This is a genomic window from Proteus sp. CA142267 (assembly GCF_003336825.1).
Classification (GTDB): Bacteria; Pseudomonadota; Gammaproteobacteria; order Enterobacterales; family Enterobacteriaceae; genus Proteus; species Proteus terrae.
This window is the reverse complement of record NZ_QPMG01000001.1, coordinates 56,201-73,918: the sequence shown is the minus strand read 5'-3', so window position 1 is coordinate 73,918 and position 17,718 is coordinate 56,201. Positions and strand designations below refer to the sequence as shown.

Here is a 17,718-nt window from a genome sequence, read left to right as displayed (position 1 = left end):
AATCAAAGCCTAAGAATATCAGTAAAAATTAGTGTAGATATCTTAGGCTTTTCAAATCAACGGCTACGATTTAACAACATTAAACATAGGAAATAACTACCGCCTAAAATCGCCACTAAAGTTCCTGCTGCAATTTGTGCAGGATAAATAAATATTTGCCCAAGCCAATCAGCCCAAACCATTAAGGTTCCACCGATTAACCCCGAAACAATCAATTGTGATTTAATTTTTTGAGCACCAAGTAATATCGCCATATGAGGAGCAACTAAGCCAATAAAAGCGATAGGACCTACTGTTGAAGTCACTAAGGCACATAACAAGGACACAATGATTAATAAAATAATACTGGCACGCTCTATGTGTAATCCACGAGCTGAGGCAAAACCTCGACCAATTGATATTAAGGCAAGCCAGCGCGTTAATAAAAAAACGCTTCCCACAATCAATGTGACCGCAAATGCAAAATAGAGAGCCTGTTCACTGTTAACGCGATAAGTCGAGCCAGATAACCACAACAGTATTTTATAGCTACTTAAAGAGCCTTTAGCTAAGAAGAATTGAATAAAGGCTTCTAAACTCGCAGTTAATGTAATACCCGTTAATATTAAGCTAGCAGGTGCATATTGGTGCCTTCTACCTAGGACTAATAAAATAATCATAACAACACAGCTACCTAATAGTGCAACTCCCCACTGTGATGTTTGTAAGGTACTCCCTAAAATTAAGCTCGAAAAAACCAATGCGAAAGTAGCGCCTGATGAAACACCTAAAATATCTGGGCTAGCTAATGGGTTATAAATTAAACGCTGTAAAATAACACCAGCAATAGACAAAGCAATACCCGCAAATAACGCAGTCAATAAACGAGGAGATCGTAATGCCCATTGATAAACAGAAGGCATTTCCCAAAACCACTGTTGCTCATTAATATGAATAAAAAGCGTAAGAGCCAATCCGATTATTAATAATGCAAATATTCCTAGCACCGTATATTTTGATACTGTTTTAGTCTGAAAATTAATAGAAATCGAAAGCTGATCTTGAGCCCGCATTTTTTTACGACTAAACCAAATTAATGCAGGTGCGCCAATTGCGGCCGCGGTAACACCACTTGGAATAACGGTATTAATCCACTGACCAACCCATATCGCCAAGCTATCCGTAATAAGTAATAAACATATTCCCATTAGGCCACTTGCAATAAGCTCTTGGCGAGCAGTTCTTGCGCCTAATGTTCTAACAATATTAGGTGCAAGTAATCCGATAAAACTAATCACCCCAACAACGGTAATAGAGACAGAAACTAGCCAAGTACTTAATATAATAAAAAAGGCAAATGCAGGTAAAACAGACAGCCCTCGAGCTGTTGCGCCTTCATGACCTAAACGTAATAGTGTGAGAATGCGAGGCGCAAAAATAAAAATAAGTAAAATAGGTGTAATTCGAGGTAATAACCAAAAAAAAGTATCCCAACCATCTTGAGCTAAATCTCCAGCTCCCCACATAAATATATTTTGAGCGAATTGAGAATTTAACGTCACTAATGCGGTTGCAATAGCACCTAATAATATATTCACAACCATACCGGAAACAACGAGAGGTAAGCCGGTCATATTGCGAATACTGGCAATAATAATCACGAGACCAAACGCGAATAAAGCGCCCATTGTCGCAGCTAATGCACTGTGATCCGCAACCCAATCGGTGAACCAGATATTAACAATAACTAAAGCTAACCAAGCTCCTGATGAAGTTCCTAATGTTAATGGCGATGTCAGGTTATTTTGCGTTAATTGCTGCATTAAACTACCGACAACACCGAAGATCCCCCCAATAAGCAATGTCATTGCTAAACGTGGTAATTGTGCATGAATAAAAAAAACATCAGCAAATGGAGCGTGTATTTCTGAGTTTCCCAATAAATACCATTGGCGAAATAATGAAAGAGAATTATCAATTTGTAAGCTGATAATGCTTAATAAGATGATTGCCAAAAAATAGAAAGTATATTGCTTAATTTTCATTATTCGGTGCCATATCTAATAAGCTTTCGGTAATTGCTTCTGCCATTAACGTTAACGATGTTACTCCACCATAATTCCATACAGGTTTCACTGAATGAAAATGTCCATTCTGAACAAATGGCATGGCTTGCCATAACACAGATTTTTGCAGTTTACTTTCATCGGGGAATGGCAACATATAAAGGACATAGCCTTGTTTAACCTGCTGTAATACATTCATTCTTCGCTGATCAATTCCCCAAGGTTGAGGAGATAAAGATATTGCCGATTTCAATCCCAGCTTATTAACTACATATTCAGTTGTTGAGTTTTCTGTGTATAAAAAGACGGATGTTAATGTAGAAAAACGGATCACTTCTACTTCTGGCAACGTAATAAATGACTGTTGTATTTTTTCTTTTAATTGCGCAAAAGTACTCTCCATCTCAGCTAATTTTTGTTGGGCAATCGCTTCTTTTCCCAAAAGGGTAGCGAGGGTATTAAAATGCGCTAAAGCAACCAGAGCTGCATTATCTTGACGAGAAAAATTAGGTAAATACATAACGGGAGCGATAGTTTGTAATACAGGTAATAAATCTTGTTGTGAGCTAGACGCTAAAATAAGATCCGGCTTTAACGATGCTATTTTTTCTAAATTAGGCTCTGCCCGCATACCCACTTCTTCAATAGAATTTGGGGCTATAGGGTGAGCTACCCATTGGTTATACCCAGCAATTTCCGTTGCACCTACGGGAATAACATCCAGCGTTAATATTTGTTCCAGTAAATCCCAATCTAAAACAATAATACGTTGTGGTATTTTGTTGTTATTTGGCGCAGCATTAACAATGGGAGTAATAAATAAAATAGCCAGATAAAAAAACAGTGATTTAACTATTTTTTGTAATATTACACGCATACCACTGCCACCTTATGTTGTTGTGAACCTTGATTATCAGGGTGCTCAATCAGCTTTATTGGTGTTTCATAAAGAGCAGAAAGTCGCTCATCATCAAAAAGTAATGAGGCCTCACCTTCAAACGCAATTTCGCCTTTTTTAAGTGCGATAATATGAGTGGCATAACGCAAGGCGAGGTTAAGATCATGCAAAATAATGATAATACCAACATGCTGAGTCTGGTTTAACTCACTCAACAATTCCATTAGTTGATATTGATGATGTATATCTAGTGCTGATGTTGGTTCATCTAAAATTAAAATAGGTGATTGCTGAGCGAGTAACATTGCAACCCAAGCTCGTTGACGTTCACCACCCGATAAATCATCGGCGAGTGTGTCCGCAAAAGGAAGAACTCCCGCTTTTTCCATTGCTATAGTGATAATTTCATCATCTTTTTTATTCCAACGACCTAATGTTCCACGCCAAGGAAATCGTCCTAAACGCACTAATTCTCTGACAGTTAATCCAGCTGAAGCGGGAAGCTTTTGGGGGAGAAAGGCTATCTGTTTAGCCAGATCGCGGGGCTTATAATGTGAGATATTGCTGTTATTTAGTGTAATAGATCCACTATCTGGAGCTTGCTGACCTGATAATAAACTGACCAAAGTCGATTTACCTGAGCCATTATGACCAAGCACAATGGTTAATCCTAGATCTGAAATACGCAGTGAGGGAATTGATAGAATAGTGCGTCCACCGCGATCCATTTGAATATTTGAGAGTTCAAACATGGTCACTCATTTATAAAATGATATTCCGCCTTTTATTGTATGGTTAACAACAAAAGACGGAATAATAAAGAAAATTACCAACGATATTTAGCATTCAATAAAACAGAGCGAGATTGCCCGTAATAACAGTAATAATCACAACCAGAAAGATATTCTTTATCTAGAATATTGTTGATATTTAACTGTAATTGCAACTGTTTATTGAAATTATAGATTGCAGCCATATCCCATAATGTTGCACTAGGTACGGTTAAATCACTGTTCTTAGGATTATCTTTAGATTTACCTAAATAACGCACACCCGTTCCTAAAGTTAAATCTTGGGTTCCCGTAATTGGAATAGTGTAACTACCCCAAGCAGATGCAGTATGTTTAGGAATTAAACCGGCTTGTTGTTTACCTCTATTTCCAGTGTCATCGGTTTGCATATCGGTATAGGTGTAATTGGTTTTTAATGCTAAACGTTCCGTTAATTGCATTTCACTTGTTACTTCAACACCTCTTGATGTCACTTTACCAGCTTGTGTTGAAACAGAAGTCATTGGATTTGCAACTAGTGCATTCTTCTGTGTGATATCAAACCAAGCAATATTAAAATAACCATCCATAAAATCAGGTGTATATTTTACCCCGGCTTCAATTTGATCACCTTTTAATGGTTTATACAGATCTTTAGTTGCAGGATCGATAGTACTCATCACCTCAAAAGATTCGGAATAACTCACATAAGGAGATAGACCGTTATCTGCTAGGTACATTAATCCTGCATTGAGGCTAAATTCACTATCAGTGCGTGATTTATCCTCATTTTTTGCTTGAGCTTTATTTTCTGTTTTCACCCAATCTTGACGTATACCCGCCATTGCAACCCAGCGGCTATCAAATTTAGTTTGATACTGTGAGTAAAGGCTATATTGAGTTTTATCAATGGTACGATTGATATTATCAGCAGGGTTAAGTGGGGTATATTTGCCGTAAATAGGATTCCACGGATTAATCGTACCAAAGCTGTAATTATCTTGCTCATCACCTTTGGTTTGGTGATACTGCAATTCAGCACCCGCTAATAAGGTATGTTCGAAATTATCCGTATCCCATTCACCAACAACGTTATTATCAAAAGAGATACTTTGGTTTTTACCATCACGGAAAACGATGCCACGACCAAGTTCTGTTGCCGTAATATCTGAATTAGGGAATGCATAGACACTACGCAATAACAGATCGTTATAGCCATAGTTTAGACGTTGAGAAAAACACCAAACATCGTTGATGTTACTTTCTAATAAATAACCTGCTGAAATTTGAGTACGTTTATATTTATCGTATCCCGGTTCACCTAAGTTAGTTGACGGTTTAATTTTACCAAAAGGAGATGAAATTAATGTACCGGCAGCCGGGAAAAAAGGATTAGTCGGTGTACCATCATCATGCAAGTAGGTTGCCATAAAGGTCAGTGATGTATCGTCAGTTAGATTAATCGCAACACTTGGCGCAAGATAAATCCGCTCACTATCAGTGTGAGATAATTCCCCATCTGATTTTTTCATTAAGCCAACAAGACGATAACGCACACGTTTATCATCAGTTGTACTTGAAACATCAAAGCCTAACCCACGCTGATCATTATTTCCGACCTCAAGAAATACTTCATTTTGAGGCTTAAAGCTGGGTTTCTTTTGTACGACGTTAATCGCACCACCGGGTGTCGATTCACCAAATAATACAGCTGATGCACCTTTTACCACTTCAATCTGTTCAAAACCATAAGGCTCAAGTAGCCATGTGTAATAACCATCACGAAAAAGGCGACTGTTATCTAAATAAGTTGCAGCTTCAAACCCTCGCACACGAAGCCAGTCAGTATCGTTATCGGCACCAAAGGGCTGAGAAACAACACCAGAGGTATAACGTAAGGCTTCATCAAGTTTTTGAGGGGCATGTGTTTCGAGATCTTTTTGGGAAATGACAGAAACGGATTTAGGCGTTTCTTGCAAGCTGGTATTTACTTTTAGCGCTTGAGCACTAACGACAAGCTTCTCAACTTGTTCCGTTTTTGCTTTTTCTTCTGCAAAAGCCTGTGTAGTCAAAATAAAAGGAAGGGTGGCAGAGCAGAGTAATGCCACCGGTTTCAATTTAAATGCATAAAAATCAATCACAATAAGTCACCGAATAATAATGATTACTATTAACACTATTATTCATATAATCGATACTAAGGTAAATTAATTTATGCAAAAATGTCTATAAATGATAACTTCTTGGGTTAATTAACTATTTCGTAACGGAAGGTGTTTTTCTTGGTATAACCCTTGAATGCCACCTGCAAAGCAGGTGGTTTTATGTTTAAGACGCTGACGCGACTTAAACTGGCTAAAGCCAAAATAAAAAAGCTCGATAAATAATATCGAGCCTTTTTACTATTTATTACTTTAATTTGGTTATGAAATTAAAGTGTGACACCTTTCTTCGCAAGGAACTCATCGTAAGTTCCTTGGAAATTAGTCACTTTTTCAGGTGTAATTTCAATAATACGGTTTGCTAATGAACTTACGAATTCACGGTCATGAGAAACAAAAATCAAAGTACCTTGATAAAGCTCTAATGCCATATTCAGTGATTCGATAGATTCCATATCCAAGTGGTTGGTTGGTTCATCCATAATCAGAATATTTGGTTTTTGCATCATAAGCTTACCAAATAACATTCTGCCTTTTTCGCCACCCGATAAAACTTGAACTGATTTTTTCAAGTCATCTTGAGAGAACAGTAAACGACCTAATACGCTACGTACAGATTGCTCGTCATCTTCTGGTTTCATCCATAAGCTCATCCAATCAAACACCGTCATATTGACTTCAAAATCAGTTGCATGATCTTGTGCGTAATAACCAATGTTTGAGTTTTCAGACCATTTTAAACGACCAGTATCCGGTGTTAATTCACCAACTAATGTTTTGATCATTGTCGATTTACCCACACCGTTGTTACCTAAAATGGCAACTTTTTCGCCCACTTCAAGCATCATATTGACGTCTTTAAACAGTGGGGCATTATCATCATAGCCTTTGGAGATATTTTCCACTTCAAGCGCATTACGGAATAATTTTTTCTCTTGCTCAAAGCGGATGAATGGGTTTTGGCGGCTAGATGCTTTAACTTCAGCTAATTGAATTTTCTCAATTTGCTTAGCGCGAGAGGTTGCTTGGCGTGATTTAGAAGCATTAGCACTAAAGCGACTTACGAAAGATTGTAACTCACTAATTTGTGCTTTTTTCTTTGCATTATCGGCTAATAAACGTTCACGCGCTTGAGTTGCAGCAAACATATATTCATCATAGTTACCCGGATGAACAGCAAGCGCACCATAGTCTAAGTCAGCCATGTGCGTACATACCATATTTAGGAAGTGACGGTCATGGGAAATAATGATCATGGTACTATTACGTTCATTTAGCGTTTGCTCAAGCCAACGAATGGTATCAATATCCAAGTTGTTCGTCGGTTCATCCAGTAACAAAATATCCGGATCAGCAAACAGAGCTTGTGCAAGTAACACACGTAATTTCCAACCCGGAGCCACTTCACTCATAGGGCCATTATGTTGTTCTAATGGAATACCTACGTTTAGCAATAATTCGCCAGCACGAGACTCAACAGTGTAACCGTCCATTTCACCAAATTTCACTTCAAGATCGGCAACACGTAAACCATCCTCTTCGCTCATTTCAGGTAAGCTATAGATGCGTTCACGCTCTTGCTTCACTTCCCAAAGTTCAGTGTGCCCCATAATCACGGTATCAAGCACAGTAAACTCTTCATAAGCGAACTGGTCTTGTTTTAGTTTACCAAGACGTTCATTAGGATCGAGGAATACGTTGCCACTACTTGGCACTAAATCGCCACCTAAAATTTTCATAAAGGTTGATTTACCGCTACCGTTGGCACCGATTAAACCATAGCGATTTCCGCCACCAAATTTGACAGAAATGTTTTCAAACAGTGGCTTTGAGCCAAACTGCATAGTGATATTATTGCTGATTAACAAGACGAATACTCATTATTAGTGAATGACAAAAGGTAATGGGGCGGCATTATGCCACAAGTTACCCCTATTAAGACAGTAAAGTGACGAATGTCTGTTAAGGAATTTTGGCTGTAAGAGAAAAACTCATCGTATTGTGAGTTATTGCCCATAATAAAAGTAAAAAAAAGAGATAACGCAAATACGTTATCTCTTAATGGTGAGCTTAACTTGAAACGTAATATATTCACCACGCACGCAACGACTTGGTAACCACTTAGTAACTATTTAGAAGGTACTAAACCCGGTTCAACCACAGCATAAACTTGGTCATCTAGAAGCTCAGCCTCAAGAAGCTGAGTCACTAAACGCGCAACATCTCGGCGATTCACTAAACCATGAGTCTCTTCATATTGATAAAGCTGAGCCTTGCCCGTTTCTTCACCATTAAGTAATCCACCCGGTCTTACTATTGCATAATCAAAACGGCTGGTTTGCAACCACACTTCAGCCAATGATTTTTCTCTTACGGCTTGACCAAATGCTGCTTTTGCTCTGTCAGATAAGGCAACCCAACTATCACCACATCCTAAAGATGAAACCATTAACATACGTTGAAAACCCATTTTTTCCGCAATATCAATGACTGTTCGATGAGCCAGATAATCATTTTCACCACCCATTGTGGAAATAATATCTGCTTCTTTTCCTGCTAATGTTAAAACAGCTTCAACAGCTTTAGCATCAATCGCATCACCGATAACGGTTTTTATCCCTTTGTCTTCTAAACGATTAACCGCTTCCTCGGAACGGACTAAAGCCACAATAGGGCGTTGTTGTGTAACACCAATATCTGCAATATATGCGCCAATACCTTTACCGCCAGCGCCAAAAATAACCCATGTTTTCACGCGCAATTATTCCTTATTTAATTGTTGTGCTAATTGACGGAAGGCTGATAATTGCTGTGGCAATAATTGACGATGTTCATCTCTACCGAGGAAGATTTTAAACATTGCAACGCCTTCTTGATTGAAAAATAAGATAGAGGCGGTATCCATTCCCATAAATTTACGCTCGATCATTGCAATATATTGGCAATTTTCGGCTTTAATATGGCCTGTCATTCCTTTTTTGCCACGTAAGTTAAAATAGCCATGACGATGAAAACCACTCGGTAATTCGCCACTAAATTCTAAGATAACATCTTGAGTATGCACAAGTGTGGTGACATTACCCCATTTCATCACGTTATCCCACACTGTATCGAATTGCTCACCACTCATTAATGAGCGTGATGGCAAATGTCTCACAACTTCCAACAAGGTTGTATCAAATTGCGTAGCGATAGTTTCCAGCGTTCCATCAGGCTCAGTCATTAAAAATTGTTGTAGTTCTATATTCATGATGTTGTTTCCATCTTTTAATTAATATTTAGGGTAATAAAATTAGCGAGGTGTATTTAATTGCAAAATTAATTGCTGTAAGGATGTCAGCAAATTACTTGCCCAAAACCGACCTTCATTAGTGAGTTTCATACAAAGAAAATCATCTTCGATAAGACCAGCTTGATACCATTGATTTAATAAAGGGGAGAGCAGAGTCGCTTGCGGACTTAATTTTGCTAAATCAACACGCCCGCACTCAATGCCAGCTTGTAATTCATGGCGCCAACGAAAACCACTGTCAGTTGTACGACTCATCATCATTAAAGGCTTTTGGTTATTTGTAATTTTTTGATAATAGCTATCCAGTGAACGCTCAATCATCCATGAATAGCCATTAACCGAACCACCAGCACCAGAGCCAAAGGCAAGGCAATCCGCGCCTTGTTTAATTAATAAATTATAGAGATTGCGCTCACGAGTTGTTCTAGCCCAATGGCTATTACTTATCTGACGCCAACCCACATTCTCCATAAAATCACAGCCTTGAAGATATAACGCACGCCGTTCTATCGGCGTTGGCACAGTGACTCGCTGATTTTCAACCGCTTTACCTAATGGTGTATTGGGTAGCAAATTTAATGCGTACAGATCGACACCATCTAAACCAATATCGTGAGCAATAGTGAGATCTTCTTGCCAATTCACCGCATTTTGTCCCGGCAATCCGAATAACAGATCGCACACCACGGCAGCTCTATCACGTAAGCAAAGCCCTTTCATAAACTTAGCGGCTTCTTCACCCGTTGATGTTCTTGCCATTCGTTTACGAATTTTGCTGTTAAAGGTTTGAATACCAATAGAAAAACGGTTTGCACCTACATCTAAACAAGCATCAATTCGATTATCATCAAAATTTAAAACACGGCCTTCAATCGTAATTTCACAATCTGGTGCTAAAGGAAGTGATTGGCGCAAATGCGTGATCACTCGATAGAGATCTTTTGCTGATAATGCAGAAGGGGTTCCGCCACCAAAGTAAACAGCATGAATTGGTGCTGACTGATAAAGTAAGCTATCTGATTCAGCCGATATCTCACGCAATAATGCGTCGGTATAGCGCGTGCAGGCTTCTTCATGGTAGTTATTTTGATAAAAGCCACAAAACGTACAATGAGTTGCACAAAAAGGAATGTGGATATATAACAAACGTTTACACGCAGGGGTTTTGCTTTCTAATAAAGCTTGCCATGTTGATTGGTGCTCTTCTTTTGCAATAGGTACAGAGCCTCTCCATGGCATTGTGGCATGTCTATCGCGAAAAGGGCTATCACCCTCAAGTGCAAAATGGGGAGTAAGATCGATTTCAGTCGAAGATTGCATGCTATGTGTTGCGACTAACTCTTTCATTATTAAATCATTCCTACTTATTATCATTAACAGGATCAGCGGGATAAAACTGTTGATGCAATAACTCCACGGCATCCACAATACGAGGTCCCATTCCCAAAATAAGGGATTGATCAATTTCAATAATGCGTTGGTTTTTCCATGCTTGGGTCATTGAAACACCAGGTACAGAAGCAAGCCCTTCAAAGGCTCTTAATCCATCGGCTTGGGTTTTCTGACTTTGTGTTGTAATAACAATTAATTCTGGATTAGCAGCAATAATCGCCTCAGCACTATAAATACGATAGTTCTCGTGCGTGGCAATATTTTCTCCGCCGGCTAAATGAAGAATGGCATCAGCGACACTGGTTTTCCCTGCAACTTGAGGAATTCCACCTCCAGGTGAAAGAAAGAACATCACTTTTACTTTTTGCTTAATTTGATTATTTTTAGCGTTGATCTCGGCTAAACGAGATTGAAGAGAATCAATTAATGCTTCTGCTTCCTTTTGTTTATCTAATGAAATCGCTAGTGTACGAATATTTTTAAGCATCAATTCAAATGTGGCGGGTGTTCTTGGTAAGGAAATCACCTTTACGTTATGCTGTGCCAGTTGGCGTAATACCATTTTAGGTTCAGCATCATCCCAAGTTACAAAAGTAGAAGGGCGTAAAGACAAAATTCCTTCTGTACTTAGCTGTTTCCAGTATCCGATATGAGGCAATGCTTGCGTTTGTTCAGGATAAGACGTCGTTTCATCAACGCCAACAACCTTATTGCCAGCACCTATGGCATAAACTAATTCTGTGATAGAGCCACCGGCAATAACCCAACGCTCACTATTATTGTTATCTTTTGCCATTAAGTTAAAAGGTAACAATAATAAGCTGAATGCGATCACTATTTTTTTCATAATTAAAATGCCCATGTCAGACCAACTGCAGCATTAATACCCGTAGCAGGGATAGATTCATGAGCCGTTTGATAACGTTTATTTAAAATATTATTTAAATCAAAGTTGATACGGTATTGATCGTTATTGCCAAATTCCGTACTCAATGAAAGATTAACCGTTGTCCAACCGGCATAATGCTGTTTGTTTTCGGGGTTGCTATGATCTTTCGCTTTTGTTGCTGCTCTTAAATACAAATCTGACATTAAATTCATATTATCGAGCAATAATAAATGTTTAGCGCCAAAGCGAGTCGTTAATGTAGGTTCGCCGGTATCCCATGTTTTCAATGTTGAACCAATAAATTGGCGGCGCATCACATTGGCAGAAACATAAGGCGTAATTGACCAACCTTGGTATTGGGCCATCACTTCCATCCCATAGGTTTTAGCGCGGTCGATATTGTCATAATAGAAATAATCTGCTCGTCCTGTTTTGCTATTTCCTTCGCAAATTGATTCGCCTGCACAGGCAAGAGATGTGATGTAATCTTTGGCTTCAGAATAATAAATCGCGCTATCGATATACCAATTATTCCCTTTATAACGCGCACCAAATTCCACATTATTAGAGTGTTCAGCGTCAAGATCTCGATTACCGTAAGTCACCGCACCGCCAGCAGTCGTGTTCATAAATTGCTGGACAAGCGTTGGGAAAACATAACCTTGTGCAAACGCGAGACGTAATTCTGTATCTTTGAATCCAGAATAACGTAAATTAGATGACACAATAAATGCGTTATCTCTTACAGGATCAGAACCCAATGTCTTATAACTTGTTCCTGTTCTATTATGATGAACAGTTTCATCACCATCTTGTAATTCTGATTTCAACCAATATTGCCTGGCGCCCATTGTCCATGACCAATCCTCTGTTATTTTCCAATCATTTTGGGCAAAAACAGACACATTAGTTTGCTGACTACGATTATGTAACAGAGATTTTTTTTCGTAATTTACGGCTGGAGGGAAGCCTGTTGTACTATTTGAAGATGTTTGACCAACAGAGGTTTGTTTTACTTTATCTTGTTGATATTGAACGCCTAAAATTAATTCATTATTTGCAGGTAACGTAAAGTTTGCCTGCATATTCATGCCATAAGTATTCTGTGTATCTTCCGATTGGGTTCTGTTTTTAACCGTCAGGTTCCCAATCTTTGGGCTACCTGTTGGTGTAACAATACCCACGCTGTTTTCAAATTTTCGCTCTATACGCTGTGTGTAAGCATCAATATGAAGTTTTTTGAAATAATCAGCATCCACATCATAGTCATAAAATAAACCTACTTTTTCACGCTCAAGTTTAGGCACTTTAACGCTAAACTCTTGATACTTTCCTTCATCCGCGTAATAAGATTGTGTCGATAAATTATAACGATCGAGTGAAAGGCCAAACTTATGTTTATCCACTTTATAGCCTAACCATGCACCTTGACCGTTATTTCTAAAATGCGTATTAGGTAAACGCCCATCAGGCGTATATCTGTCGCCATGGTCGGCATAACTTCCATTAAGGCGATATTCAAAATCACCGATAGTACCTGAAATTAACGCAGACTCTCGCCATCCCATTGTGGCTGAGTCATAAACAACTTTCACATTTCCGCCAAAAGGCTTATCGCCACCTTTTTGAGTAATTAAATTCACTACACCGCCAATAGCTTGTGAGCCATAAAGCACAGAATAGGGGCCTTTAACCACTTCAATTCGCTCTAGTGCAGATTCATCAATTAAAATACCGGCACCAAAGTTTTGACCACCTCGCTGATAGGTCACTTCTTGCCCATCGACCAACAAAAGCACGCGTGATGAGGCTTCTCCACGAATGCGGATCTGTTTACGGCCAGCAAGGCTATTATCCGTGACTTCAACACCTGGGATATCACGTAATTGGTCTGCAATAGAAGAAGATGTCGATTGAGTTAATGTTTCTTTATCGATAACTTGAATGGTAGCTGGGCTATTCCATAACGAAGATGCGCTACGTGTTGTAGTAACAACCAGTGTTTCTTCTTTAGGTGAAACATTATCAGCAATAGCATATTGAGAGAGTGAGAGTGTTAAAGCAGATAATACGAAGCAAGACTTAAATTGAATACACATAATTGCGGATCCTAATGAGATCAATAATGATTATCATTCGCTTTATAATTTAAGTTTTGGTATTCATCAACCACAAAATAGCAAATAGAATATACCTTTGATTTAAATCAAAGTAAAAGTGTGATTTCATGCATATTAGATGCTTAAATAAACAAAAATAACACAAATAGAAGGGTTTTTAAGCAAGTAAAGAAAAGAAGGTAAGTAAAGACACTCAGTCTATATTCTTACCTTCATTATCGAGAAAGTTAGGTTAAATGAGAGAAAATAAAAACGGATAAAATACTATTCTAATGTTTTAAGAAAAACTTTAAGCAATTGGTTTTTAGAGGGCTTGCATTATTAGGACTAAGTTCTGTGGCTTCATTAGGCTTTTTAAGTCCACTAAGCGCGGTTATTTTAGGCTGGTGGACATTGTTAGGGCAACAATTAACGAGCTTACAAATTCTAGGCATGATCGTAATATTACTCAGTATCTGGGCTAATCAACAGTCAGAAAAACGAGAAAGAGCAAAGCTTCAATCACTTAGTTAGGATTAATGTGTTATTTTAAACACCATAAATACAGACCATTTAATACCGAATAATCAAGAGAGTGTTGTTATGCCTATATGGGTTGATGCTGATGCATGTCCAAAAGTAATCAAAGAAGTGTTATATCGTGCAGCAGATAGAGAAAAAGTGATTATTACTTTTGTTGCTAATCAACGATTAATCGTACCCGCATCACCTTTCTTACGTACATTACAAGTTTCTGCTGGGTTTGACGTTGCTGATAACGAAATTGTTCGCCGTACTAATAAAGATGATTTGGTTATTACCGCTGATATTCCATTAGCAGCCGAAGTCATAGAAAAGGGCGCAGTCGCTCTAAATCCAAGGGGCGAACGTTATACTGAGGCAACTATTCGGGAACGTCTAAATATACGTGATTTTATGGATACGATGAGAGCAAGCGGTATTCAAACTGGAGGTCCCGCAAGTTTAAGTCAACGTGACCGCCAACTTTTTGCCAATGAATTAGATAAGTGGCTTTTGCAACAAAAAAAGCGCGCTCAATTTAATCAGCAATAAATGCTTTTAATAAATAAAAACGGGCATAGATATTATTGCCCGTTTTTATTTAAGATAAATTTTAGATTATTTCTTTTTTATAATGAGATCAGACATAACGCTTAGTGCCTAAAATACTCGGTTTCTTCCCTTTAAAAACATGAGGGCCGTCCATTGTTAATTTAAGCTCATTGCCGTTGCGCGTTAACCAAGGTGTCGCTTCACTACCAGCTCTTGATGTTACACCTGATGGTTTTAATGTAATACTATCTTGATCAATTTCAATAATACCAATCACATAGGTATAAATCATATTATTGAAAAATCCTTTCTTATACTCACAAGAACATTCAACCACTTGATTGCCATATTCCATACGCATTGTTGGTTTTAATGAAGCAACAGAAACACAACCGTTACTAATCGCAGAGTAAACACTACAAACCAATGCCACTTTACCGCCCATTAATTGGGAAATGGCGGGGTTTATCTCAACGGTTTCGCAACCGGGTTGTTCTTGACTCACACTCACCACATCACCGGTGTGGAAAACAAAAGGATCAGAATTAAAAGCACCGCTTTTATCTGGCGCTTGAATAAGTGACATTTGACCATTCGGGCGTAAAATTCCCACACGGAGATCTAAATCATCATTATCTTTTCCATCACCATTATCTATCCATGTTGCACTGACTAAAATACGTTTAGGTGCATCATTACCTTTTAGTAATGAAACACGATGACTACTATCGGGTTTAGTCAGTTTCACTACACTTTTTTGTATATTTACAGGAGCAGATGGTGGTGTAACAACTGGAGTTGGCTCTTCAACTTCAACACCATAAAGGTTACATAAGCCTGCAAGTCCAGAAGCAAAACCTTGCCAAACCGAACGGACTTTATTCTGACCATTTCGAACATAAAGTTCTAAAACGATGATACCTGTTTCTTGTGAAAATTGGCTTGGTGCTAACTCAATAATTTCATTATTTATCAGCACTTGTGCTTTTAATTGATTAACAACAGCAAAACCGCCAGCACTGCCATCTTGCGTTAATGTAATTGCTATTTTAGTAATATTTGTGGGTAAACGAGAAAAGTCAAAATCAATACTATGAATAACTGTTGAGCCTTGAGTTATCGGTGAAATAAACGAAGCTGCACCAGAAGCATGATGAGGAGCATTAAAAAAAACCATATCGTCATCATTAACGACTTTGCCTGATCCTGTTACTAAAAATGCAGTCAGATTAATATCAAGATTATCGCCTACTGCATGAGAGACTTTAACTTGTCCTTTATTTTCGCTGAGTGATGTATTTTCACCCGGTTGCAACGTTTTACTCATTAAACCGCTCCTTGATTGATAAGACTAACTGCAAAAAATTTAGACAGCGAGTGTGATAATAACTTTAATTAATTATTTATTCGGTGATCTCATTCACTTTCGGTTGATATCAAAAGCCGATGAATTTATTTATAATCTTAAGAAAATTTTCCCATCAAGACGAGAGGTAATGATGTCATTTTCTAAATCTATGCTTGCTTTGGCTGTTATGGCGGTCTCCTTTTCTAGTTATGCGGCAAAACAGGCTGATTTGATGATAGTTGACGGTACTGTTCTAACTATGGATCAGCAAAATAAAATCATTGAACAAGGCACTGTTGTCGTAAAAGAAAATAAAATTATTGCCGTTGGTGGCCCTGAGCTTTCTAAAGAATATCAAGCCAATAAAGTGTTAGATGTTGATGGTGATATTGTGATGCCGGGTTTAATTAATACCCATACGCATGGTTCGATGACTGTATTTCGTTCATTAGCTGATGATGTACCAGACAGACTTCACCGTTATATTTTCCCACTCGAAAGCAAAATGGTTTCTCGCGAAATGGTCAGAGTGGGTGCTGAACTTGCAAATATCGAAATGGTAAAAGGTGGCGTAACAACTTACGTTGATATGTATTACTTCGAAGATGAAGTAGCTAAAACTGTTGATAAAATGGGTAATCGCGCAGTATTAGGAGAATCTGTTATTAATTTCCCTGTTGCAGATGCGAAAACACCAGAAGAGGGCATCCAATACGCAGTAAACTTTATTAAAGAATATAAAGATCACCCTCGTATTATCCCTGCATTTGCACCACATGCTCCTTACACAAATACCACAGAAAACCTTCAGAAAATTGCTAAATTATCAATAGAACTTGATGTTCCTGTCATGATCCATTTAGCTGAAACTGACCGTGAACAAGAAGAAATTGCTAAACGTACTGGCGGTAAAAGTCCAGTTCAATATATGGCAGATATCGGAGCGCTAAATAATAAAGTTATCGCAGCTCACGCAATTATGGTCGATGATAAAGATATTGATTTACTGAAAAAATATGATGTTGGTGTCGCTCATAATATCAGTGCAAATACTAAATCAGCAAAAGGTGTATCGCCTGTCGTCGCGATGTTAGAAAAGGGTGTTCGTGTGGGCTTAGGGACTGATGGTCCAATGTCGAGTAACACGCTAACGACCATGAATGAGCTAAATCTTGTGGGTAAAATCCATAAATTAGAGAATAAAGATCGTGCTGCTATGCCACCATTAACCGTGGTAGAACTGGCAACAATAGGTTCGGCGAAAGTATTACATATGGAAGATAAACTAGGATCTTTAGAATCAGGCAAACTTGCTGATATTATCGTTGTTGATACTAAATCGCCTAATATGGTGCCAATGTATAGTCCTTATGCAGCATTAGTGTATGGCGCAAATGGCAGTAATGTTCGCCACACCATTGTTGATGGAAAGATCTTAATGGAAGATCGCCAACTATTAACCGTTGATGAAAAAGCCATTATTAAAGAAGCACAAGATTTCTCAGATAAAGTTCGTAAAACCGTTATCGACAGCGGTGAAGTTGTTAAATAAGAATCGATAAAAATATCTTTATTCTAGGCAGTTTGTTTTTAAACTGCCTTTTTTATTGTTATTGCTAGAGTTCATTGATCTTTTCTGCTTATTTTTATCTAAACAAGACTATATAAAGCTAATAAAAGCTAAATATTGCACCATCATTAAGATAATCCTTATCATTTAAATACTCATTTAATTTAAAACACTAACAC

The 17,718-nt window shown here is 38.1% G+C and carries 14 protein-coding genes; 3 read left to right on the top strand and 11 right to left on the bottom strand.

Translation table 11 applies throughout. The features are described 5' to 3' along the window. Nucleotides 1–56 precede the first annotated feature (56 nt). The 10 genes from fhuB to C0T34_RS00310 form a co-directional block, all read right to left on the bottom strand. Nucleotides 57–2,024, bottom strand: coding sequence for a Fe(3+)-hydroxamate ABC transporter permease FhuB (gene fhuB / locus C0T34_RS00355; RefSeq protein ID WP_109849492.1), 1,968 nt, complete (start codon nt 2,022–2,024; stop codon nt 57–59). Further along, nucleotides 2,014–2,922 (bottom strand): iron-siderophore ABC transporter substrate-binding protein, encoded by a 909-nt coding sequence (locus C0T34_RS00350; protein ID WP_098942865.1) that lies wholly within the window; start codon nt 2,920–2,922, stop codon nt 2,014–2,016. The genes fhuB and C0T34_RS00350 overlap by 11 nt, the downstream gene beginning before the upstream one ends. Next, nucleotides 2,913–3,695 (bottom strand): ABC transporter ATP-binding protein, encoded by a 783-nt coding sequence (locus tag C0T34_RS00345; protein WP_109849491.1) that lies wholly within the window; start codon nt 3,693–3,695, stop codon nt 2,913–2,915. The genes C0T34_RS00350 and C0T34_RS00345 overlap by 10 nt, the downstream gene beginning before the upstream one ends. A gap of 74 nt (nt 3,696–3,769) precedes the next feature. Then, nucleotides 3,770–5,854: a TonB-dependent siderophore receptor gene (locus tag C0T34_RS00340; RefSeq protein WP_109849490.1), complete on the bottom strand. Its 2,085-nt coding sequence runs from the start codon at nt 5,852–5,854 to the stop codon at nt 3,770–3,772. 290 nt (nt 5,855–6,144) lie between these two features. Beyond that, complete coding sequence (locus tag C0T34_RS00335; protein ID WP_088495593.1) at nt 6,145–7,743, bottom strand: ABC-F family ATPase; 1,599 nt, start codon at nt 7,741–7,743, stop codon at nt 6,145–6,147. A 260-nt stretch (nt 7,744–8,003) separates the two neighbouring features. Beyond that, on the bottom strand, nt 8,004–8,630 hold the full coding sequence (locus C0T34_RS00330) for an NAD(P)H-binding protein (protein ID WP_109849489.1): 627 nt from the start codon (nt 8,628–8,630) through the stop codon (nt 8,004–8,006). Nucleotides 8,631–8,636: 6 nt separating this feature from the next. Next, nucleotides 8,637–9,128, bottom strand: a complete 492-nt coding sequence (hutX, locus tag C0T34_RS00325) for a heme utilization cystosolic carrier protein HutX (RefSeq protein WP_098942873.1) — start codon at nt 9,126–9,128, stop codon at nt 8,637–8,639. A 39-nt stretch (nt 9,129–9,167) separates the two neighbouring features. Continuing rightward, a complete protein-coding gene (gene hutW, locus C0T34_RS00320; protein WP_109849825.1) occupies nt 9,168–10,487 on the bottom strand; it encodes a heme anaerobic degradation radical SAM methyltransferase ChuW/HutW in 1,320 nt (439 codons plus the stop codon). Between the two features lie 40 nt (nt 10,488–10,527). Next, nucleotides 10,528–11,355, bottom strand: a complete 828-nt coding sequence (locus C0T34_RS00315; protein ID WP_269816359.1) for an ABC transporter substrate-binding protein — start codon at nt 11,353–11,355, stop codon at nt 10,528–10,530. 53 nt (nt 11,356–11,408) lie between these two features. Continuing rightward, nucleotides 11,409–13,547 carry a TonB-dependent receptor gene (locus C0T34_RS00310; protein ID WP_109849488.1) on the bottom strand — a complete coding sequence of 713 codons (2,139 nt, stop codon included), beginning with the start codon at nt 13,545–13,547 and terminating at the stop codon, nt 11,409–11,411. Nucleotides 13,548–13,865: 318 nt separating this feature from the next. Here C0T34_RS00310 and C0T34_RS00305 point away from each other — a divergent pair, with 318 nt between their 5' ends. Together C0T34_RS00305 and C0T34_RS00300 are read left to right on the top strand one after the other, a co-directional pair. After that, complete coding sequence (locus C0T34_RS00305; protein WP_109849487.1) at nt 13,866–14,081, top strand: hypothetical protein; 216 nt, start codon at nt 13,866–13,868, stop codon at nt 14,079–14,081. 69 nt (nt 14,082–14,150) lie between these two features. Then, entirely contained in the window at nt 14,151–14,621 is a 471-nt protein-coding gene (locus C0T34_RS00300; RefSeq protein ID WP_098942878.1) for a YaiI/YqxD family protein, read from the top strand. An 88-nt stretch (nt 14,622–14,709) separates the two neighbouring features. Here C0T34_RS00300 and C0T34_RS00295 read toward each other — a convergent pair whose 3' ends face one another. After that, nucleotides 14,710–15,948, bottom strand: coding sequence for a TerD family protein (locus C0T34_RS00295; RefSeq protein WP_098942880.1), 1,239 nt, complete (start codon nt 15,946–15,948; stop codon nt 14,710–14,712). A gap of 172 nt (nt 15,949–16,120) precedes the next feature. Here C0T34_RS00295 and C0T34_RS00290 point away from each other — a divergent pair, with 172 nt between their 5' ends. Further along, complete coding sequence (locus tag C0T34_RS00290) at nt 16,121–17,521, top strand: amidohydrolase (RefSeq protein ID WP_109849824.1); 1,401 nt, start codon at nt 16,121–16,123, stop codon at nt 17,519–17,521. Nucleotides 17,522–17,718: the final 197 nt, after the last annotated feature.